Origin of the sequence: Dechloromonas sp. ZS-1 (assembly GCF_039649255.1) — a bacterium.
Classification (GTDB): domain Bacteria; phylum Pseudomonadota; class Gammaproteobacteria; order Burkholderiales; family Rhodocyclaceae; genus Azonexus.
This window is the reverse complement of record NZ_JBDIYD010000007.1, coordinates 29,151-48,921: the sequence shown is the minus strand read 5'-3', so window position 1 is coordinate 48,921 and position 19,771 is coordinate 29,151. Positions and strand designations below refer to the sequence as shown.

Sequence of the window (19,771 nt, the reverse complement as noted above, 5' to 3'; positions counted from 1 at the left end):
CGGCGCACTTCTCTATAATCCGCGCCCTTTCCCCGCAGGAACCCGACCGGCGGCGCCTTGCTGCGTCGCCTGTGCAGCAGCATGGCCAGACAGACGCGCAAAAAGCAGGAACAACTCTCTTTCCCCGAACTCGCCTTCCTGGCACCGATCACGACGGTCGACGCAGAAAAGACCGGCAATTTGCCGGAGGCCGCAGCGTCGTCCGGGGTATCAGCAGGTGACGCAGCCAGTGACGCAGCCGGGCGCAGCCCGCGCCGTGCAAGCCGGCCGCGTATGGTGGTCGTGCGCGAGGGCGGTGATCTGCCGGTTGATCCACCCGCGCCGGATACGTCCCTGCGTGCGCCCGACGGGGCTGTATCCGTGCTCCCGGTGGCCGATCAGCCCGTCTCGTCGATGCCGGTCCTGGCTGAACCGGTCGGTGTGCAGCCGGCCGAGTTGTCGGCGTCGAACGATCCTGCTGCCACACTCCCTGATTTGGCCGCCCTGCCGAGTATTCCGGCCGGGCTGTCCGACATTGTCGGACACGTTTCCCTGCACCTGGGGGAAACCCCGAAGGGGGCGCCGGTATCGGTCCCGCACGCTGACCGCGCAGAGACAATGCCGCAACCGGCGAGCGCGCCGATCTCGGTGGCGGGCGTCGCGCCAGCGGCAAACAGCATGGATCGCATCGCCCCCACCGCGCCTGCGGTGCCGTCGCCGATGCCGGCCGCCTCAGTCAGTCGACCGGCCTGGCTGCGTGGCAGCGCCCAGGCGGCGAGCTTGCTGGCAGCGGTGGTGACGGTGGGGGTGTTGAGCATTGGCCTGATGCAGTTCATCGATACCCAGCGCGTGCAGCGCGAACTGGCTGCCGCCCAGCAGGCCGCCCTGACCGATACCCGCAACGGGCAACTGCTGGACATCCAGACCCGCGCCGTCGATCTCCTGTTGCGATACAACGAACTGACCCAGCAAACGGCGCTCCTGTCGCCGCGTACCGCCCGCAAGGAGCGCCTGCAACGCGAGCTGCTGGCGCTCGGCCTGCTCGACACGTTGTACACGCAGACGCGGGGCATGCCGACCTGGGAAGCCACCCTCAGCATCGCCCTGGAAAGACATCAGCGCTTCGTCCGCGAGCAGCGCCTGAATTGCAGCGACTACACCCCGGGCTTCCTGGCCCTGCTGGAAAAGGTGCTTGGTCTCAAAGCCGCACAATGGTGCCGGGACTGAGGGCGCGTCGGGCCGGATAAGATCAGACCTCAAACGCAGTCGGGCTGGACTGCATGTGAGGTCAGGTCGGATACATCCGGCGGGAACTGTCAGGCGGCCAGGGCGCTATTCAGAATGCGGCTGGCGTCTTCGATCAATTGCGCTAGATGCTCGGCACCCAGCAGGCTTTCGGCATAGAGCTTGTAGACCGGCTCGGTGCCGGAGGGGCGGGCGGCGAACCAGCCGTTGGCGGTGACCACCTTGAGACCGCCGATGGCGGCACCATTGCCCGGCGCGTGGGTGAGCGCGGCGAGCACCGGTTCGCCGGCGAGCAATTGGCCGGTGCTGACGCGGTCGGCCGTCAGGTGCTTGAAGGCGGCGCGCTGGGCATCGCTCATCGGGCTGTCGATACGGCGGTAGTGGGCGGTGCCGAACTGCGCGGTGAGATCGGCGTAGTACTGGCCCGGATTCTTGCCGGTGACCGCCGTGATTTCCGCCGCCAGCAGGCCGAGCGCAATGCCGTCCTTGTCGGTTGTCCAGGCGCGGCCATCCCGCTGCAACAGGCTCGCGCCGGCGCTTTCCTCACCGCCAAAACAGAGCTCGCCGTGCAGTAGACCGTCGGCAAACCATTTGAAGCCGACCGGCACTTCATACACCGGACGCGCCAGCGCCGCAGCCACGCGGTCGATCAGCGAACTGGAGACCAGGGTCTTGCCGATCTTCAATTGGGCCGACCACTGCGGGCGGTGCGTCAGCAGGTAGTGAATGGCGACGCAGAGGAAATGATTGGGGTTCAGGAGACCGTGCGTCGGCGTCACGATGCCGTGGCGATCCACGTCGGCATCGTTGCCCCAGGCCACATCGAAGCCATCCTTGAGCGCAACCAGCTTGGCCATGGCGGGCGGGCTGGAGCAGTCCATGCGGATCTTGCCGTCGTGATCGAGGGTCATGAAGGCGAATTGCGGGTCGACCGCCGGATTGACCACGCTCAGATCGAGCCCGTAGGTCTCGGCAATGCGCGACCAGTAGGCCACGGCGGCCCCGCCCAGCGGATCGACGCCGAGCTTCAGGCCGGCGCGGGCAATGGCCGCCATGTCGATGACTTCGGCGAGGTCGGCGATGTAATCGGTGGCGAAATCAACGCGCCGGATGCAGGCGTGGGCGCGGGCGGCGGCTGCGTCCAGACGGGCGATGCCGGCGGGGTCGGCCAGCAGGACGTTGGCGCGATCTTCGATCCACTTGGTGACATCGGTGTCGGCCGGGCCGCCGCCGGGCGGGTTGTACTTGATCCCGCCATCCGCCGGCGGGTTGTGCGAGGGCGTGAGCAGCAGGCCATCGGCCAGCGTGTCCGGATGTTGCCGGTTGTGGCGGATGAGGGCGCGCGAGAGCACGGGCGTCGGCGTGTAGCCGTCGTCGGCCTGAATCCAGGTGGACACCTCGTTGGCAGCCAGCACTTCGAGTGCGGTTTGCTCAGCCGGTGCGGACAGCGCATGCGTATCCTTGCCGAGCAGGAGCGGGCCGGTGTAACCCTGTGCCCGACGGTAATCGATCACGGCCTGGACGACGGCGGCAATGTGCGCGTCGTTGAAACTGTGCTTGAAGGCCGTGCCACGGTGGCCGCTGGTGCCAAAGCTGATGCGCTGGGCAGGCTGGCTCGGGTCCGGCTGCACGCGGTAAGCGGCGAGCAGGGCGGCGATGTCGGTGAGGTCTTCGGGGCGGGCCGGCTGGCCGGCGTGAGCGTGGGACATGATGGGTTCCGCAGCAAAATTCGGGCGGGCGGCATTATCGCCGATATTCCGCTGTAATGGGTGCGGCATGGCATCAGCGCGTCAATGCGACGCGCTCATGTGGCGATGTCGGCGCTTCCCCTGACCCTTTCTCTCAGTGTGCGCTGCTCAGCCGATCCGGCATTCCACAAGGTGCGCGCCGCCGGCCCGGGTGCGGTTCTGCAGGGCTGCGGCCAGGCTGTCCGGGGTGTCGGCCCGAGCATAGTCGAGGCCGAAGGCGGCGGCGGCATGGGCAAAGTCGATGGTTTGCGGGGTGCGCCAGCCACGTTCGAATTCCGGCAGGGCCGCTTGCGGCAGAAAATCGAAAATGCCGCCGCCGCCGTTGTTGACCGTCAGGATCACCAGGTTTTGCGTCGCGGCGAGCGCCAGGCTGCCCAGATCATGCTGCGTCGTCAGATCGCCGAGCAAGGCCACGGCCTGACCATGGACGGCGGCCAGGCCGGCGGCCGTGGCGATATTGCCATCGATGCCGCTGGCACCGCGATTGCCATAGACGCGGCAGGGCTGTGCGGATCGCGCACCGTGCAGGTCGAGCTGGCGGATGGCCAGCGAGTTGCCGACAAACAGGGCGCAGTCAGCCGGGAGCGCCTCAAGCAGCACCGGGATGAGCCAGGCGGCGCCGAGCGGTGGGGCTTCGGCCTCCGCCGCCAGCACGTCGGCCAGCCAGTCGGCCGGGCCGGGCGGCAGAGACTGCTCGAGCATGGCCTGAGCCAGCGCCCGGCAGGTCAGGACCAGATCGCTGCGCAGCAGGTGGTTCAGGCGATGGGCCGGATCTGACCAGCGCGCCTGCGGTTCGATCAGGATCTGTTCCGGCACCTGCGCGACCCATTGCTGCAGGGCGCGCGTCACCGGCCAGGCGCCGAGGCGCAGCACCCATTCAGGGCGACGTGCCAGCGTGCCGCTCCAGTGGGCGTAGCGCGTGCAGGCGTGGGGCAGGAGCGTCGGGCCAAAACGCAGACCGGACAGCGGTTCGATCAGGAGCGGGCAAGCCAGGGTATCGGCCAGCGCGCCGAGTGCCGCGTCCAGGCCGGGTGTGGGCGGCAGTTCGCCGACCACGATGGCGCCCGGGCGGCCAGCGATCTGGCGGGCCAACTGGGCGATGACGGTGGGCTCCGGGGCGGGCGGCAGCGGGCGGGCAATGCGGATCTCCGGCATTTTGGCCTCGGGCAGGGCGTCGACCGTCGGGATCAGCGGTTCGTGGAAAGGCTGATTCACATGCACCGGCCCCGGCAGCGGGCCGCAAGCCTGTTCGACCAGGCGCGCCGCCAGCCGGTGCAGGTAGGCCGTCTCAAAACCCGCCGAGGGTGCGCCCAGGGCATGGGCCGCCCGCACGTGGTCGCCAAAGAGCTTGATCTGATCGATGGTCTGGTTGGCGCCCACGCCGTAGAGCTCGGGCGGCCGGTCGGCCGAGATCAGGATCAGCGGATGCCCGCCCTGGCTGGCTTCGATGACGGCGGGCAGCCAGTTGGCCGGCGCTGTACCGGAGGTGGCCAGCACGATGACCGGGCGCTGGCTGGCCTTGGCGATGCCGAGTGCGAAAAACGCCGCGCTCCGCTCGTCGACCGCCACGCGGGTCGTCAGCCCCGTCTGCCGCAGCAGTGCCAACGCCAGCGGCGTCGAGCGCGACCCGGGCGAGAGCACGGCATGGCGGCAGCCGGCGGCAAGCAGCCCGGCGGTCAACGCCTGCGACCAGGCAAAATTCAGTGTTCCGGTATCCATGGCGAGCGGCAGAGAGTCATCGTTGGCGCCGTTCAGCGGGAGGCCGGCGCATCGGGCAAAGCACGATGATCGGTGTTATTTGCAGTCGCTGCAAGGATTTGGCGCCGGCTGTGTTATGATCCGCCCCGTTCTGCATCCGACCGGATGCGCACCAACGCGGAGTGGTAGTTCAGTTGGTTAGAATACCGGCCTGTCACGCCGGGGGTCGCGGGTTCGAGCCCCGTCCACTCCGCCAATCTATAAAGAAGCCTGATTTCTCAATCGAATCAATCGGTTAAGAAGTCAGGCTTTTTTGTTTTACCACACGGCTTTACCACACGTTTGTCTGATGGTCTTACCCCCAAGAGAAGTTGTTTCTGGAGAATGCTGATAGAGTAGATGGCTTCATAAAAACTACCTTAATCGGCTGTGGTGTATGTTCCAGAACAACCTTCTCAAATGCTTTTTACGCCTCGTACTTTGTGTTCCGGCCATTGCTATTGCCGCAACGATTTCTGTTGTTGAGCGAGGAGATTACAAATATCCGATTATTTCCTTAGTCGGTGACATCACTAATGCTGACGGGGATCGGTTTTCTTCAATCGCAAGCCGTTATACAAATGCGCTTGTTGAAATGAACAGCCCCGGTGGAAGCTTACTGTCTGGCATCCAAATTGGCACGGTTATTAGGCTAAGAGCCTTTCATACACTAGTGCGCAACGGAAGCACATGTGCATCTGCTTGCGCATACGCATGGCTGGCCGGCACCGAGCGATTTGCCGAACCCGGGTCCAAAATTGGCTTTCATGCAGCTTATGTGCTGAACCAGGGTATTGCCAAAGAGACCGGCTCTGGGAATGCACTTCTTGGTTCGTACCTTTCACGTATTGCGCTGTCTGATTACGCTATCGTTTATTTCACATCTGCTGCACCTCAGGACATGAATTGGCTGACCGGTCAAACGGCGGTCCAACTTGGACTAAATGTACAAGACTACTCTTTGGCAAGAAAAACACCTGCGGTGTTGCCCACCCAGAGCAGCCCACCTGTCTATCCCAAACCCACTGCCGTTCCGGTTGGTGGTAGCTTAGAACAAGCAAGCATTCAATTTGTTAAGAAGTATTTTTCATACTGGTCGGCTGACAACCAGCTGGCCCTTCAGTTTCTTGAAGACACGTTCGATGAAAAAGTGGATTTTTATGGAACTCAGAAGGCAAAGCGCGAAATCGTCAAGGAAAAGATATCCATCATAAAAAGGTGGCCTGCTCGTGCCTACATTGAGCGACCTGATTCAATCAAAGTCACATGCAGCCAGGCTGAGAGAAAATGCAGCGTAACGGGCTTAATTGATTGGGAAGCAAAGAGCGAAGCACGTAATGCAGTCGCATCTGGAGTCTCGGAATATGCTTTTGTTCTTGATTACTCACGGGGCGCACCAAAGGTTATTTCCGAAACAGGAGCTGTTGTTGAGCGCAAAAAAATATAGGCGCTAACGCCCCCAGCAGCTATGTCTATCTGAAACTGTGGGGGCGTGACTGGTTCTACGCTTGGGCAGGCGAGATGGCTTAACGTTCAACGCCAGCAGCCACAACGGGCCATCCTTCGGGGTGGCCTTTCTTCTTCCATAGGGGCGGGATTACCTCGGCTGCACTGACGATGGAGCGAACGTAGGCAGGCGGGTGCGCGTGAAGGTGAATCGAAGGGGGGCACGGGGGGAGTCGCGCCTGTTGCAGTTCAAGGACACCCCTCGCAATTTTGCAATGGAAATAAAGGGTGATTACCTACATCCCAAGACGCGCTTCACTGCGTCATCAAGCTCTTCCCCGGTTGGCAGATTGGGGCCGGAAATAAAGCGTTGTGCAAACTCATCCAAGGACACCCGAAGTTGCCGATTAAGCACCAACGTCCTCTGCTGTCCGTGACCCGTTGCTGCAGATAAGTCGTAAGTATGGATGGTCAGCACATTGGGACCAGTGTCCTCAATAGTTGGAATGTCAGCGCCAATTATTTCTTCAAACTTCCGATATACAACCTCTGGAAGTACGAAATACAGTCCAGCCTTAACCATCTCTGAGCTTGAATATACAACGCCCTTGCGGATAATTTGGGGAATGAGTCGCTTATGAACATTTGCCCAATTCATTCCATGCTCAGATGCAGGAATGGTCCTGGTTGTTGGAGTGAGGTTCTTATATGCGTATCGGCGAATGGGAAAAGCTGCTCGGCGATTGACGGCGGTTCGTGCGGCGCCTTGCCCCGGGGTCATCTCCGGGGCGTTTTGATATTGGGGCGCCCGGCTGTTTGTCTCAGGCACGGCTGACGGCCTGATCGGCCACGATCCGGCCATCCACCAGTTCGATGATGCGGTCACAACGGGCCGCTAGGCGCGGATCGTGGGTGACGATCAGGAAGGTCGTCCGCTGGCGCTGGTTGAAGTCGCGCAGGAGATCGAAGACCCGGTCTGCGGATTGGGTGTCGAGGTTCCCGGTGGGCTCGTCGGCCAGCACCAGCGGGGGATCGGTGATCAGGGCGCGGGCAATGGCAACCCGTTGCTGCTGGCCGCCGGAAAGGCGGTTTGCGAGATGGTGCCGGCGATCGCCGAGGCCGACTTGTTCGAGCAGGCGGCCGGCCCGTTCGAACATCTCGGCATCTGGCCTGCCCCGCGCCACGAGCAGCGGCATGGCGACATTCTCCTGGGCGGAGAACGCCGGAATCAGGTGGTGATGCTGGAATACGAAGCCAATGCGCTCGCCGCGCAGGCGGGTCAGGCCGGTGTCGTCGAGGCCGACCGTGGCCTGGCCGTCGATATCGAGCTGGCCGCCAGTCGGCCGGTCGAGCAGACCGATCAGGTTGAGCAGGGTACTTTTGCCGGAGCCGGAGGGGCCGATCAGGGCGGCAAACTCGCCGGCCCGGAGCGTCAGGTCGAGACCGTGCAGGACCTCGCTTTCCATCTCGCCGCTGCCGTAAGACTTGCGGATACCGACGAGGCTGAGGACGTTGGCGATCGGATCAGCCACGGATGGCCACCACTGGATCGAGTTTTGCTGCACGCCGTGCCGGCAGGAGCGCGGCGAGGATGCCGACCAGGCTGGCGCCGCCTGCGGCCAGCGCAACCAGGCCCGGTTCGAGGCCGATCACGAACATCGGCGTGCCATCCGGATTGCGCGCCATGAGTTGCCAGAGCATGAGAAAGCCGGCAGCAAGCAGCGAACCGAGCAGGGAGCCGAAAAAGCCGACGATGGCGCCCTGGAGCAGGAAGATGCGCCGCATCTGCGCCTGGGTCGCCCCCATCGCACGCAGGATGCCGATTTCCTTGCTGCGCTGGATGACCGATACCACCAGCACGCTCGCGATGCCAAAAGCGACCGAGAGCGCAATGAAAAAACGGATCACGTTGCTCGAAACACGCTGCGAACTGAGGGCCGTGACGAACTGCGCGTTCGTCTTGATCCAGGAATCCGCCGTCAGCCCCGTTTCGGCAGCAATGCGCTGAGCCAGTTTTTCGGCGAGATCGAGGTCGTGCAGGGCCAGGTCGATGCTCGACACCCCGCCCACCAGATCGAGCAGGCTCTGCGCCGTGCGCAGGCCGACATAGACGTTGCGCGCATTGACGCCCTTGTTGCCGAGGTCAAAGAGGCCGGTGATGGTCAGGGTTTCATCCCGTCCGTCGGCCGTGGCCAGGCGCAATTTGTCGCCGACTTCGGCACCCAGGTCCTTGGCCAGGTCGATGCCGATCACGGCCTCGCCGGCGCCCACGCGCAGCTGGCCGCTGGTCAGGCGTTCATCGAGCGCGATGACCTGCGTGTAACGCTCGGGTTCGATGCCGACGACGCTGATCGCCTTGCGTGCATCGCCCCGGATGGCAAAGGCGGGGCCGCTGGCACTCGGCGAAATGGCGGCAATCTCGGGCCAGCCGGCCAGACGCTCACGCAGGGCCTGCCACTGGTCTATGGCGCGCAGGCGCTGCGCCTGTTTTTGCAGGCGCAGGGCAGTCTGGCCGGTGGGCTGCTGCGGTCGGGCGATTTCTTCCGGCGGCAACAGGGTGAGGTGCGGTTGCGACGAGAGGGTGCGCTTGATCAGGTTGCCCTGCAGGCCGGAGAGCAGGGCCGACATGAAGACGATCACGGCCACGCCGACACCGACGCCCACGATGATGAGCAGCGACTGCATGCGCCCTTCGCGCAGGAAGCGGATCGCGGCGATCCATTCAAAGGGGAGCCAGGGATGCATTTTGGCCGTTTATTTCCGGTCGACCGTCGAGATGCGTCGGCCCTCGGCAATCGCCGTCCCGGCGAGCAAGGCGGTATCGCCTGCGGCCAGACCCTCGAGGACTTCGCAGCGCCCGGCGCCACGCAGGCCCGGCTTGATCGGCTGACGTACGGTCTTGCCGTCACGCGCCAGCATCACCCACGGGCTGCCGGCCGGGTCACGGATGCTGTCGCAGGGCAGGCTCAGGGCATCCTTGCGCTGGGCGGTTTCGATGTCGATGGAGACCGTCATCTCATGTTTCAGATAGGCCGGGGGCGCGGGCACGGTCAGGCGAATTTCCACCGAGCCGCGCTGCGCGTCGATGGCGGGGGCGATGAAACTGAGTTCGGCCGGAAAACGGGCCTGCGGATAGGCGTCTGACGAGACCTGGGCTGTTTGTCCCAGGGCGAGCAGTCCCAGATTTTTTTCGTCGATTTGTGCGGTGAGCTCGGTCTGACCGTCCGGTGCCAGGGTAAGCAGAACCTTGCCGGGCTGGGCGGTGTCGCCGGCCTCGGCACTACGGGTCAGAACGCGCCCGGCCACCGGCGCGCGCAGCGTGGCGTAGGCTAGGCGCGCTTCGGCAACGCCGAGTGCGGCGCGGGCCTGCTCGAGGCTGCTGCGGGCGACCTGCACCTCGCTGCCCGCCGGCTGATTGTTCGCCAATTGCACGCGGGCGGCTTGCAACTGGCTGGCCGCCACGTCGCGGTTGCGCTGGGCGTCATCCAGTTGCGCCGGACTGTAAAAGCCTTTGGCCACCAGTTCGCTCACCCGCTTGAATTGGCGCTCGGTCTGCTGGGCGGTGGCCTCGGCCTGGCGCAGGCTCTGTTCGGCCAGCGGCAGGCCGGTCGTGCTGATCTGCTGCAGGCGGCTTTCGGCCTGGCGCAGGCTGGCGCGGGCCTGGGCGACGCTGGCCTGCCACTCGGCGGCATCGAATTCGATCAGCGCCTGACCCGGGGTGACCAGATCGCCCTCCCGGACGCGGATCGCCTTGATCGTCGCCGTGATCTGGCTGGCGACATCGACACGCAACGGGGTCCGGACCCGGCCGCTGGCCACCACCGCCTGACGCAAGGGACCCTGTTCGACCGTGACGACCTCCACGCGCTCGCCGCGCAGACCGAAATAGGCGGCCCCGCCTGCTGCGCAGGCAAGCAGGATCAGCGCCAAACGGCGTCGGGAAGCGGGGCGGGGTGTCGGGGTCATGGCATGGACAGGAAACGGTACGGAGTCTGACCGTCAAGTTTAGGGGAAAGCGCATCCATTTCGGGAACGAAGGCGCGGATGACTGCACATTTCGGGCAGCTGGGCATGGGCCGGATGAGGGCGGGTCGCGCACCGAACGCCAGCGCGCCTGGCGTTTCGGGGCGGCTCGGCGGCGGCGTGCGTTGAGGCCAATCGCCTGCGGCGTGCCGTTCAGGCGCTGGGGTGTGGGCCGGCCTCCGGCTTGGCTGCGGCGCGCCAGGCCGCCAGTGCGGCCAGTGCCGAGGAGAGGTCGTGCATGATCCGGACCCCGCTCAGATCAGACAGCCGGCGCACGCCTGCGCCGCCGGCCCAGAGTTCGACCGTGGCAGGCAGTACGCTGCGCAGGTGGGTCAGCAGGCCGCTGATCTGGCGCTGCGGGAAAGCCACGGAAAACGAGAGCGCCACGATGTCGGCCTGGTGTGCCTCGGCAGCGCGGGCGATATCGAGAATGGGCATCTGCGTGCCGAGCGGGATGCAGTCTGCCCCCTCCAGCGAGAGCACGGCTTCGACCATGAGCAAGCCGAGGATGTGCTGCTCCTCCGGCACGCTGGTCAGCACCACCCGGGGCGGCTGGGCGGTGCGCGGCAAGGCGGCAATGGCCTGTCGCAGCTGGCGCTTGGTCAGCTCGGTAAACAGATGCTCTTCGAAGACTTCGATGTGGCCGGCTTCCCAGGCCTCCCCGATCAGAGTGGCCAGCGGCGCCACGGTGTCCTGGACAAAAGCGAACAATCCCTGGCGGGCCAGGCGTTGCTGCAAGGCCTGCTGGTAACCGGCGACATCATGCTGGCGAATGTGTGCGACGAACTCCTCGAAGTGGCCATCCGGCAGGGCTTGTGCCGTGTGCACCGCCTGAGGCGGGCGTTTGGGGGCCAGGGCGAGCAGGTCGTCGTCGGCCAGGGCGAGCAGCTTGCCGGGCCGGTGACCCGCATCCATCAGCCGTTTGACCAGGCGCAGGCGCTCGACTTGCGGGGCCGGGTAGAGGCGTTCGCCGTGTTCGTCGCGATCCGGTGTCGGGAAGCCGTAGCGGCGTTCCCACATGCGGAGAACGTCCTTCGAGAGGCCAGTGTCGCGTTCGACGGCGGCAATCGTGAAAGCCGGGGTATTCATAATTTGTCCTGAACAAACAATCGACAAACCGTTGACAAAGAAGAGCTTGATGCCTATCTTACGAACAAAGCGTTAATTTGTCCAGGACAAACGGAGGGTTTTATGAGCTTTGTTCATTTTCGTCAGTGGTGCCTCGGTCTGGCGGGCTGCCTTTCCCTGGGCGTCCTGCCGGCGGATGCCGCACCGGCTTGCCCGCCCTTGCTGCAACACAGTTTTCCCGGCTTGCAGGATGGGAAGCCCCAGTCCCTCTGCCAGTACGCCGGCAAGGTCGTCCTGGTTGTGAATACCGCCAGCTATTGCGGCTTTACGTCGCAGTACGACGGCCTGGAGAAACTCTATGCCCGCCTGAAGGATCGGGGGCTGGTCGTGCTGGGCTTTCCGTCCAACGATTTCGGCGAGCAGGAGCCGGGCAGCGACAAGGAGATTGCCGATTTTTGCCGCCTGACCTACGGCGTGGAATTTCCGATGGTTGCCAAGAGCACGGTCAAGGGCCGCAACGCCAATCCCTTCTATCGCCAGTTGATCGAGCGCACCGGCAGCACGCCGAAGTGGAATTTTCACAAATACCTGATCAGCCGGGATGGCAACGAAGTCGTGGCCTATACGAGCTTCACCAAGCCGGACGACAAGGATCTCCTGAAGAAAATCGATGAATTCCTGGCTCGCCCCTGAGCCTTTTTGCTGACCGACCCCACGAGGATACCGATCATGAACGCACCGGAAACCATTTTTCTGCCCGACGTGCAGTCGACCGCCGACACGCGCAGCCTGGCCATTCAGAAGGTCGGCGTGAAGGGCTTGCGCTACCCGCTGCAATTGCAGACCGCGACGGGCGAGACCCTGAGCACGGTGGCCAACCTGACGATGGCCGTCGGCTTGCCGCCGGAAGTCAAGGGCACCCATATGTCCCGTTTTGTCGAACTGCTCGAAGCGCCGCGCGGCGTCCTGACGCAGGACGGCCTGTTCCGCATGCTCGATGAAATGCTGCTGCGTCTGGATGCACAGAGCGGGCGGATCGAAATGACCTTCCCGTATTTCATCCGCAAGGCCGCGCCGGTGTCCGGCGTGGAAAGCCTGCTCGACTACGACGTGACCTATGTCATCGACAAGCAGGAGGGCCAGTACACAACGCTGACCCTGCGTGTGACGGCGGCGGTGACCAGCCTCTGTCCGTGTTCGAAGAAGATTTCCGATTACGGCGCCCACAACCAGCGTTCGCACATCACACTGGAGGCCCGCTTGCGCGAGCTGATGCCGGTTGAGGACCTGGTGCGCATTGCCGAAGAGGAAGCCTCCTGCGAGGTATTTGGCCTGCTCAAGCGTCCGGACGAAAAATGGGTGACGGAACGCGCCTACGACAACCCGAAGTTCGTCGAAGACCTGGTGCGCGATATCGCCCTGCGCATGATGCAGGACGGCCGCATTGCCGAATGGAAGGTGGCTTCGGAAAACTTCGAGTCCATTCATAACCACTCCGCGTACGCCGAACTCTACGGCGTGAACGCCTGATCGGAGGGCGAGGCCATGGCACGCACGCAACGCATTGCCGTCATCGGCGCCGGCATTTCGGGACTGGCCAGTGCCTGGCTGCTCGGTCAGCAGCACGCCGTCACCCTGTTTGAGGCCGCGCCCACGCTGGGCGGGCATACGAACACGGTCGACGTCACGCTGGAGGGCAAAACCCATCCGGTCGATACCGGTTTTCTGGTCTTCAACGACCGCACCTATCCCAACCTGATCGCGCTCTTTGCGCTGCTCGGCGTGGAGAGTGTCGAGACCGAGATGTCCTTCGCCGTCAGCCTGGAAAACCCGGATCTCGAATGGGCGGGCAGTTCGCTCGCGACGATTTTCGGGCAGAAGCGCAATCTGCTGCGTCGCCGTTTCTGGGCCATGCTCTCGGACATCCTGCGTTTCAACCGGGAAAGCACGGCCTGGCTCGCCACCCATCCCGGCGAGGCGCGCAGCCTGGGTGATTTTCTGAAGGCCGGGCGCTATTCGACCAGCTTTGCCGACTGGTATCTGCTGCCCATGGCGGCGGCCATCTGGTCCTGCCCGACCGGCCAGATGCGCGACATGCCGCTCGCCACCTTTATCCGCTTCTGTCAGAACCACGGCTTGCTGCAGGTCTTCGACCGGCCGATCTGGCGCACCGTGAAAGGCGGCGGGCGGGAGTATGTGCGGCGCATTGCCGCCCAGCTCGAGGACATCCGCCTGGCCTGTCCGGTGGCCTCGGTCACGCGCCGCGAAGGCAAGCTGGATGTGGCGCATGCCCAGGGTGTCGAGCGCTTCGATCAGGTCGTGCTCGCCTGTCACAGCGATCAGGCCCTGGCCATTCTGGGCGATACCGCCTCAAGCGGGCAGCGCGATGTGCTGTCGGCCATCCGCTACCAGCCCAACCGCGCCGTACTGCATACCGATCCGGCCTTGCTGCCGCGTAACCGCCGGCTCTGGTCGGCCTGGAACTATTTTGCCGGCGCCGGCCGGCCGGGCGATCAGGCGGTCGGCGTCTCCTACCTGATCAATACCTTGCAGCCGCTGCCCTTTGAAACGCCCGTCGTGGTCACGCTCAATCCGGCGCGCGAACCGGACCCGGCCGCCATCCTGGCCGAATTCGACTACGCCCACCCCATCTTCGACGGCCCGGCCATTGCCGCGCAAACCCGTCTGCCGCTGGTACAGGGCGAGGGCGGGGTCTGGCTGGCCGGGGCCTGGGGCAGCTACGGTTTTCACGAGGACGGCCTCAAATCGGCCCTGCGCGTGGCCAACGCGATGGACATCAAGGCACCGTGGCAGGGCGCAGAGCGTGCGGCCGACCTCACGGTGGCGGCCTGAGCGGCGAGATCATGTCTCATCCCCCGCGCCTCTTCCTCGGCCATGTCATGCACCGGCGCCTGCGGCCGCGCGTGAATGCCTTTGTCTATCCGGTGTTCTACGTCGAGCTGCCGCTGCGCCAGCTGGCAGCGGCAAATTGCGGCATTTTTTCGGTCGACCGCCGGAATGTGCTCAGTTTCCGTCAGGCCGACCACGGCCCGCGCGACGGCTCGCCGCTGCTGCCCTGGATCGAGGCGCTACTGGCCGGACAGGGCCTGAAAGCCGAGGGCGAGATCGTGTTGCAGACCTTTCCGCGCCTGTTCGGCTATGTCTTCAATCCGGTCAGCTTCTGGTATTGCCACGCCGCCGACGGCGCGCTGATTGCCATCCTGGCCGAAGTGAACAACACCTTCGGCGGTACCCACAGCTATCTCCTGCATGACGGCGGCGCGCCCCTGGCGGACGGCTGCAAGTTCCAGGCAGACAAATTGTTTCATGTCTCGCCCTTCAACGAGGTCGAAGGCGGCTATCGCTTCCGCTTTCAGCGCAACCGGCACGTGCCGCTGGCCCGCATCGACTACGACGATGCCGAGGGGGAAGTCCTGCTCACCTCGATTTCCGGCAAGCCCCAGGCGTGGACCGCCGGGAACCTCGCGCGCGCCGTTCTGCGCATGCCCCTGATGACGCTCGGTGTCATCGCCCGTATTCATTGGCAGGCCTTGAAGCTCTGGCTGAAAGGCGTGCCCTTCGTCGGTGCCGTCTCCAAACGGCAGCCGGCCCCGTATTCGGAGTCCGCATCATGAACCACACCTTGCTGCTGCGCGGGAACGAACCCCTGGCCCGCGATACCCGTACCGTTTTCGAACTGCTGGAGGGCCTGCGCGGCGGCCTGCTCGAAGTGCGCCTGCCGGATGGCGGCATCGCGCTCTTTGGCGATGGCGAATCGCCCCAGATCTGGCAGGTGCATGATGAAACCGTGTTTGGCCGCATTCTGGCGCGGGGCGACATCGGGCTGGCCGAAACCTACCTCGACGGCCTTTGGGACAGCCCCGATCTGACGGCCTTGCTGGCGCTCCTGGCCAGCAACCGGGCGGCGCTCAAGAAGGGCATCTACGGCTCCTGGCGCGGCCTGATCGCGGCCCGCGTGCGGCACTGGCTGAACCGCAACAGCCGCAGCGGCAGCCGCCGCAACATCATGGCCCACTACGACCTGGGCAACGATTTTTACGCACGCTGGCTCGATCCCTCGATGAGCTATTCCTCGGCGCTCTACCGCGAGGCCGACGACGGCAGCCTGGAAACCGCACAGTGGGCGAAATACCGGCGCATCCTGCAGCGTCTGCATGCGCGGCCCGGCCAGCAGGTGCTGGAAATCGGCTGCGGCTGGGGCGGGTTTGCCGAGATGGCCCACGCCGAAGGCCTGCGGGTGACCGGCCTCACCCTGTCGCCCGCCCAGCTGGCCTGGGCGCAGGCCCGCGTACCGGATGCCGATCTGCGGCTGCAAGACTACCGCGATCTGCAGGGACTGTTTGACCACGTGGTCTCCATCGAGATGTTTGAAGCTGTCGGCGAGCGTTACTGGCCCGGCTACTTCCGCAGCGTCGCCAAGGCGCTGAAACCGGGCGGCAAGGCGGTGATCCAGAGCATCACCATCGATGAAGGCCTGTTCGGTCAGTACCGCAAGGGCACCGATTTCATTCAGCAGTTCATCTTCCCGGGCGGCATGCTGCCGTCGCGTACGGCTTTCCGGCAAGCAGCCTGGAAGCAGGGCCTGAGCGTCCAGAACGAATACGCCTTTGGTCTCGATTACGCGCAGACCCTGGCCGAATGGCGCAAGGCTTTCGAGGCCAACTGGGCCGAAATTGCGCCACTCGGCTTCGACGAGACCTTCCGTCGCCTGTGGCGCCTCTACCTGTGCTACTGCGAAGCCGGTTTCCGCGTGGGGAACATCGATGTCGTCCAGTTTGAACTGGCACATCGCTAGGCGCTGCGTCGGGCTGATCGCGCCCGGTCTGCAGGCGCCCGAAGCGCCGGCCGCCGTCATACCATCGACCACCCGGCGCAAGCTCCTGGTGGCCTTGGCGGCCGCGCCCTCTGCGGCCTGGGCGGTGAGTGATCCGCTGGCCGGTCTGCAACGCTGGGGGCAGGGCGAGTATCGCCGTTTCGGCTTTCTCATCTACGATGCCGCGCTCTGGGCAGCGGCGGATCCGACGCAATGGCCGCTCGCCTTGCGCCTGACCTACCGGCGCAGCATCGCGGGAAGTGTGATTGCCGAGGCCAGCGTGCGCGAGATGCGCGCCCTCGGTGCGCCGGAGACGGCCTTGCCGCGCTGGGGCAACTGGATGCAGCTGATCTTTCCCGATGTGCGCCCGGGCGACCAGATTCTGGGGGTTTTCCGCGAGAGCGGGGTGCGTTTCCTGTTCAACGGGCGGGAGATCGGGGTGCTCGATGATGCCGAGTTTGCCCGCTACTTTGCCGGCATCTGGCTTGATCCGCGCACCAGTGCGCCGGATCTGCGGGCCGCGCTGCTGCGGCGCAAGGAGGGCGGAGCATGAAGCCGGCGGAGGCAGCCCTTGGCCAGGCCCGCGTGGCGGCCACGCCGACCCCGGCGCTGGCTTACGGCCTGCTCGGCCTGCCGCTGGCTTTCGGCGCCATGCCCATTTATGTTCATGTGCCGCGCTATTACGCCGAGGTGGCCGGGATGGAACTGGCCGTGCTGGGCGCCATCCTGCTCGCCACGCGCCTGATCGACGCCGGGATCGATCCCTGGCTCGGTCAGCTGGCCGACCGCATGCCACGCCCGCGCCTGCTGGCCTTCGCCCTGCTGCCGTTTGTCTTCGGCTTTGTTGCCTTGCTCCATCCGCCGGCGGGCGTGGATAGCCTGTGCTGGCTGCTGGGCTCGCTGCTCCTGACCTGTACCGGGTATTCCGCCGCGACCATCGCCTATCAGGCCTGGGGCGCGGACCTCGGCGCGGATGCCGGCGAGCGCACCCGACTCACGGCCTGGCGCGAAGGCTGCACGCTGGCCGGGGTGATCCTGGCGGCGGCCTTGCCCGGCCTGCTGGCTCCGACGCCGACGGCAGGCGTCCGCCTGCTTGCCTGGGTGTTGCCGGTCTTGCTGCTGGTGGCGATCGTCGGCGCATTTTCGCGTCTGGGGAGCGGTCGACCGTCGGCCAGCCTGAGTCCGCAGGGCGGGCGGGTGCGCGATGCGCTGGCCGATCCGGCCTTTCGGCGCCTTTTGTTGATCTTTCTCGCGAATGGCATCGCAGCGGCCATCCCGGCCACGCTCTTCCTCTTTTATGTCGAGGATGTGCTGCATGCCGCTTCGGCAGCGCCCGGTCTGCTCGTGCTGTATTTCGCCTGCGCGGCCCTCTCGCTGCCGCTCTGGCTGCGCGTGGTGGCCCGTCATGGGCGTGTCGTGGCCTGGTTTGGCGCCATGCTGCTGGCACTGGCCGCTTTTGCTGCAGCGCTCCTGCTCGGGCCCGGCGATGTCCTCGCCTTTGGCGCGGTGTGCGCCCTGACCGGCATTGCCCTCGGTGCCGATCTCAGCCTGCCTGCGGCCATCGCGGCCGATCTGGGCGAGCGGCGCGGCCAGGCCGGGGCCTGCTTTGGCCTGTGGAATTTCGTCGCCAAGCTCAACCTCGCGCTGGCGGCCGGCCTGGCCTTGCCGCTGCTCGGCTTGCTCGGCTACACGCCGGGTCAGGCCGGTGTGCCGACGGCCTTGATCATCACCTACGCCGGTCTGCCGCTCGTATTCAAAACCCTCGCCGCCGTGCTGCTTTGGCGCTGGCAGGCTTATCTGGAGATTCGGCCATGAAACGCATGTTGACCGCCGCTTGCCTGTGTCTCGGCCTGGCTGGCTGCGCCAGCCCGGGTGTCGAGATGTACCGGACAGCGCAGCCCGTGCTCGACCTCAAAACCTACCTCAATGGCACGCTCGACGCCTGGGGCATGTTCCAGGACCGCAAGGGCGTCGTGCAAAAACGCTTCACGGTGGTCATCGATGCGCGCTGGGAGGGCGATGTCGGCACCCTGGACGAACGTTTTTCGTGGTCGGACGGCACAACCTCCCGCCGGGTCTGGACGCTGACGCGGCAGGCCGACGGCAGCTATCGCGGCCGGGCCGACGACGTGATCGGCGAAGCGGTGGGCGAGGTGGGCGGCAATGCCCTGCGTTGGCGCTATGTACTGGCGCTGCCGGTGGATGGCCGGGTCTGGCATGTCGACTTCGATGACTGGATGTTCCTGATCGACGACAAGGTGATGCTCAACCGCTCCCTGATGTCCAAATGGGGCTTTCATCTCGGTGAAGTGACGCTCTCCTTCACGCGCCGCGACGGCGCTGTCCGTCCCTGAGGCGAAGGCAGTCCGTCATGGCCCTGAATCCCCGCCTGCGTGACTGGTCCGGCCGCCGTGTCTGGCTGGTCGGTGCCTCCAGCGGCATTGGCGCAGCCCTGGCGCACGCGCTGGCCGGGCAGGGCGCCCGTCTGGCCTTGAGCGCCCGCCGCGCCGATAAGCTGGCCGGGCTCGGCATCATGGATGCCCTGTGCCTGCCCGTGGATGTGACCGATGCCGGTGCGCTCCAGCAGGCCCGCAACCACCTGATGGCTGCCTGGGGCGGCATCGATGTCGTGATCTATCTGGCCGGGGATTACGTGCCCATGCGCCGCGAGAACTTCGATCCGGCCGTGGCGGCGCGCATCCTGGCGGTCAACTATCAGGGCGCGGTCAATCTCTTCGCCGCCGTGCGCGACGACCTGCCACCCGGTGGCGGCATCGTTTTCGTGGCCAGCGTCGCGGGCTATCGCGGCCTGCCGCAGTCCTTGTGCTACGGGCCGGGCAAGGCGGCGCTGATCCATTTTGCCGAATGTCTGCATTTTGATTACGCGCCGCGCGGGATCGGCGTCTGGGTGGTCAATCCCGGTTTTGTCGAAACACCGCTCACGGCGCAGAACCGCTTTGCCATGCCGGCCCTGATTTCGGCGACAGCGGCCGCCAAGGCGACGGTCGACGGCCTGGCCAGCGGCGATTTCGACATCCATTACCCCAAACGCTTCACTCGCCTCATGAAATGCCTGGCCCACCTGCCGTACCGCCTGTACTTTCCGTTGATTCGCCGCCTGACCGGAGGATGACATGCCCGACCTCGACCGCCTGATCGCCTTTTACCAGAGCCTGACACCGGACAGCGTCGGGCGCTTTGCCGAGTTTTACAGCGACGACGCCTACTTCAAGGACCCCTTCAACGAAGTGCGCGGTCTGGGCGCCATCCAGCGCATTTTCAGCCACATGTTCACGCAAGTGGGCGAGCCGCGTTTCGTGGTCAGCGAACACATCGCCGATGCCAAAGGCGCCATGCTGGTCTGGGAGTTTTACTACCGTGTCCGCCTCTGGGGACGCGGCGAAACCCAGGTCATGCGCGGTGTTTCCCATCTGCGCTTCGATGCGGCGGGCAAGGTCTGCTTCCACCGCGACTACTGGGACACGGCGGAAGAGTTGTACATGAAAGTGCCCGCCCTCGGCTCCCTGATGCGCGGCCTGCGCCGGGCCTTGTCGGCCTGATCGGCGGCGGGGTGGCCTGAATTTGGCCGGCTTCCGACGGTCGTCCATCGGCCAGGCCGCGATTCCGCCCCGATGCCGGGCGCAGTCACCCTTCGAGGCAGCACGGCGCTGCCTTGAATGTCTGCTTTAAC

At 65.1% G+C, this 19,771-nt stretch carries 19 protein-coding genes and 1 tRNA gene; 13 read left to right on the top strand and 7 right to left on the bottom strand.

Going from position 1 to position 19,771, the window contains the following annotated elements; translation table 11 throughout:
- Positions 1-81 precede the first annotated feature (81 nt).
- Positions 82-1,206, top strand: coding sequence for a hypothetical protein (locus AACO21_RS10670; RefSeq protein ID WP_346192498.1), 1,125 nt, complete (start codon positions 82-84; stop codon positions 1,204-1,206).
- Between the two features lie 89 nt (positions 1,207-1,295).
- On the opposite strand, the gene pgm is transcribed toward AACO21_RS10670, so the two are convergent.
- Together pgm and menD are read right to left on the bottom strand one after the other, a co-directional pair.
- On the bottom strand, positions 1,296-2,933 hold the full coding sequence (gene pgm, locus AACO21_RS10665) for a phosphoglucomutase (alpha-D-glucose-1,6-bisphosphate-dependent) (protein ID WP_346192497.1): 1,638 nt from the start codon (positions 2,931-2,933) through the stop codon (positions 1,296-1,298).
- 147 nt (positions 2,934-3,080) lie between these two features.
- A complete protein-coding gene (gene menD, locus AACO21_RS10660) occupies positions 3,081-4,691 on the bottom strand; it encodes a 2-succinyl-5-enolpyruvyl-6-hydroxy-3-cyclohexene-1-carboxylic-acid synthase (RefSeq protein WP_346192496.1) in 1,611 nt (536 codons plus the stop codon).
- A gap of 158 nt (positions 4,692-4,849) precedes the next feature.
- Between menD and AACO21_RS10655 the strand changes: the two genes are divergently transcribed.
- Both AACO21_RS10655 and AACO21_RS10650 read left to right on the top strand, forming a co-directional pair.
- A tRNA-Asp gene (locus tag AACO21_RS10655) sits at positions 4,850-4,926 on the top strand.
- A 180-nt stretch (positions 4,927-5,106) separates the two neighbouring features.
- The gene (locus AACO21_RS10650; RefSeq protein WP_346192495.1) at positions 5,107-6,156 is read left to right on the top strand and encodes a hypothetical protein; all 1,050 of its coding nucleotides are present in this window, start codon (positions 5,107-5,109) and stop codon (positions 6,154-6,156) included.
- A 291-nt stretch (positions 6,157-6,447) separates the two neighbouring features.
- On the opposite strand, the gene AACO21_RS10645 is transcribed toward AACO21_RS10650, so the two are convergent.
- From AACO21_RS10645 to AACO21_RS10625, 5 genes are all read right to left on the bottom strand, one after another.
- Entirely contained in the window at positions 6,448-6,813 is a 366-nt protein-coding gene (locus AACO21_RS10645) for a hypothetical protein (RefSeq protein ID WP_346192494.1), read from the bottom strand.
- 163 nt (positions 6,814-6,976) lie between these two features.
- Complete coding sequence (locus AACO21_RS10640) at positions 6,977-7,687, bottom strand: ABC transporter ATP-binding protein (protein WP_346192493.1); 711 nt, start codon at positions 7,685-7,687, stop codon at positions 6,977-6,979.
- Positions 7,680-8,900, bottom strand: a complete 1,221-nt coding sequence (locus AACO21_RS10635; RefSeq protein WP_346192492.1) for an FtsX-like permease family protein — start codon at positions 8,898-8,900, stop codon at positions 7,680-7,682. The genes AACO21_RS10640 and AACO21_RS10635 overlap by 8 nt, the downstream gene beginning before the upstream one ends.
- Positions 8,901-8,909: 9 nt before the next feature.
- Complete coding sequence (locus tag AACO21_RS10630; RefSeq protein WP_346192491.1) at positions 8,910-10,121, bottom strand: efflux RND transporter periplasmic adaptor subunit; 1,212 nt, start codon at positions 10,119-10,121, stop codon at positions 8,910-8,912.
- A 210-nt stretch (positions 10,122-10,331) separates the two neighbouring features.
- Positions 10,332-11,267 (bottom strand): MerR family transcriptional regulator, encoded by a 936-nt coding sequence (locus AACO21_RS10625; RefSeq protein ID WP_346192490.1) that lies wholly within the window; start codon positions 11,265-11,267, stop codon positions 10,332-10,334.
- Positions 11,268-11,369: 102 nt separating this feature from the next.
- Here AACO21_RS10625 and AACO21_RS10620 point away from each other — a divergent pair, with 102 nt between their 5' ends.
- From AACO21_RS10620 to AACO21_RS10575, 10 genes are read left to right on the top strand one after another with little or no spacing between them, the layout of a single operon-like run.
- Positions 11,370-11,939 carry a glutathione peroxidase gene (locus tag AACO21_RS10620; RefSeq protein WP_346192489.1) on the top strand — a complete coding sequence of 190 codons (570 nt, stop codon included), beginning with the start codon at positions 11,370-11,372 and terminating at the stop codon, positions 11,937-11,939.
- Between the two features lie 36 nt (positions 11,940-11,975).
- On the top strand, positions 11,976-12,776 hold the full coding sequence (gene folE2 / locus AACO21_RS10615) for a GTP cyclohydrolase FolE2 (protein WP_346192488.1): 801 nt from the start codon (positions 11,976-11,978) through the stop codon (positions 12,774-12,776).
- Positions 12,777-12,791: 15 nt separating this feature from the next.
- Positions 12,792-14,099, top strand: coding sequence for an FAD-dependent oxidoreductase (locus AACO21_RS10610; RefSeq protein WP_346192487.1), 1,308 nt, complete (start codon positions 12,792-12,794; stop codon positions 14,097-14,099).
- 11 nt (positions 14,100-14,110) lie between these two features.
- Positions 14,111-14,881 carry a DUF1365 domain-containing protein gene (locus tag AACO21_RS10605; protein WP_346192486.1) on the top strand — a complete coding sequence of 257 codons (771 nt, stop codon included), beginning with the start codon at positions 14,111-14,113 and terminating at the stop codon, positions 14,879-14,881.
- A complete protein-coding gene (locus tag AACO21_RS10600) occupies positions 14,878-16,062 on the top strand; it encodes a cyclopropane-fatty-acyl-phospholipid synthase family protein (protein ID WP_346192485.1) in 1,185 nt (394 codons plus the stop codon). Before AACO21_RS10605 ends, AACO21_RS10600 begins: the two co-directional genes overlap by 4 nt.
- Positions 16,031-16,633: a hypothetical protein gene (locus AACO21_RS10595; RefSeq protein ID WP_346192484.1), complete on the top strand. Its 603-nt coding sequence runs from the start codon at positions 16,031-16,033 to the stop codon at positions 16,631-16,633. Before AACO21_RS10600 ends, AACO21_RS10595 begins: the two co-directional genes overlap by 32 nt.
- The gene (locus tag AACO21_RS10590; RefSeq protein WP_346192483.1) at positions 16,630-17,895 is read left to right on the top strand and encodes an MFS transporter; all 1,266 of its coding nucleotides are present in this window, start codon (positions 16,630-16,632) and stop codon (positions 17,893-17,895) included. The genes AACO21_RS10595 and AACO21_RS10590 overlap by 4 nt, the downstream gene beginning before the upstream one ends.
- Positions 17,896-17,900: 5 nt before the next feature.
- Positions 17,901-18,434, top strand: a complete 534-nt coding sequence (locus AACO21_RS10585; protein WP_346192598.1) for a DUF3833 domain-containing protein — start codon at positions 17,901-17,903, stop codon at positions 18,432-18,434.
- Positions 18,435-18,451: 17 nt separating this feature from the next.
- Positions 18,452-19,213 carry an SDR family NAD(P)-dependent oxidoreductase gene (locus AACO21_RS10580; protein WP_346192482.1) on the top strand — a complete coding sequence of 254 codons (762 nt, stop codon included), beginning with the start codon at positions 18,452-18,454 and terminating at the stop codon, positions 19,211-19,213.
- A gap of 1 nt (position 19,214) precedes the next feature.
- The gene (locus tag AACO21_RS10575) at positions 19,215-19,640 is read left to right on the top strand and encodes a nuclear transport factor 2 family protein (RefSeq protein WP_346192481.1); all 426 of its coding nucleotides are present in this window, start codon (positions 19,215-19,217) and stop codon (positions 19,638-19,640) included.
- The last annotated feature ends 131 nt before the right edge of the window (positions 19,641-19,771 follow it).

Bases quoted from the DNA above. Each gene is read 5' to 3' on its own strand.
- AACO21_RS10670 (WP_346192498.1), top strand. From the start codon at position 82: ATGGCCAGACAGACGCGCAAAAAGCAGGAACAACTCTCTTTCCCCGAA.
- pgm (WP_346192497.1), bottom strand. From the start codon at position 2,933: ATGTCCCACGCTCACGCCGGCCAGCCGGCCCGCCCCGAAGACCTCACC.
- menD (WP_346192496.1), bottom strand. From the start codon at position 4,691: ATGGATACCGGAACACTGAATTTTGCCTGGTCGCAGGCGTTGACCGCC.
- AACO21_RS10650 (WP_346192495.1), top strand. From the start codon at position 5,107: ATGTTCCAGAACAACCTTCTCAAATGCTTTTTACGCCTCGTACTTTGT.
- AACO21_RS10645 (WP_346192494.1), bottom strand. From the start codon at position 6,813: ATGAATTGGGCAAATGTTCATAAGCGACTCATTCCCCAAATTATCCGC.
- AACO21_RS10635 (WP_346192492.1), bottom strand. From the start codon at position 8,900: ATGCATCCCTGGCTCCCCTTTGAATGGATCGCCGCGATCCGCTTCCTG.
- AACO21_RS10630 (WP_346192491.1), bottom strand. From the start codon at position 10,121: ATGACCCCGACACCCCGCCCCGCTTCCCGACGCCGTTTGGCGCTGATC.
- AACO21_RS10625 (WP_346192490.1), bottom strand. From the start codon at position 11,267: ATGAATACCCCGGCTTTCACGATTGCCGCCGTCGAACGCGACACTGGC.
- AACO21_RS10620 (WP_346192489.1), top strand. From the start codon at position 11,370: ATGAGCTTTGTTCATTTTCGTCAGTGGTGCCTCGGTCTGGCGGGCTGC.
- folE2 (WP_346192488.1), top strand. From the start codon at position 11,976: ATGAACGCACCGGAAACCATTTTTCTGCCCGACGTGCAGTCGACCGCC.
- AACO21_RS10610 (WP_346192487.1), top strand. From the start codon at position 12,792: ATGGCACGCACGCAACGCATTGCCGTCATCGGCGCCGGCATTTCGGGA.
- AACO21_RS10605 (WP_346192486.1), top strand. From the start codon at position 14,111: ATGTCTCATCCCCCGCGCCTCTTCCTCGGCCATGTCATGCACCGGCGC.
- AACO21_RS10600 (WP_346192485.1), top strand. From the start codon at position 14,878: ATGAACCACACCTTGCTGCTGCGCGGGAACGAACCCCTGGCCCGCGAT.
- AACO21_RS10595 (WP_346192484.1), top strand. From the start codon at position 16,031: ATGTCGTCCAGTTTGAACTGGCACATCGCTAGGCGCTGCGTCGGGCTG.
- AACO21_RS10590 (WP_346192483.1), top strand. From the start codon at position 16,630: ATGAAGCCGGCGGAGGCAGCCCTTGGCCAGGCCCGCGTGGCGGCCACG.
- AACO21_RS10585 (WP_346192598.1), top strand. From the start codon at position 17,901: ATGTTGACCGCCGCTTGCCTGTGTCTCGGCCTGGCTGGCTGCGCCAGC.
- AACO21_RS10580 (WP_346192482.1), top strand. From the start codon at position 18,452: ATGGCCCTGAATCCCCGCCTGCGTGACTGGTCCGGCCGCCGTGTCTGG.
- AACO21_RS10575 (WP_346192481.1), top strand. From the start codon at position 19,215: ATGCCCGACCTCGACCGCCTGATCGCCTTTTACCAGAGCCTGACACCG.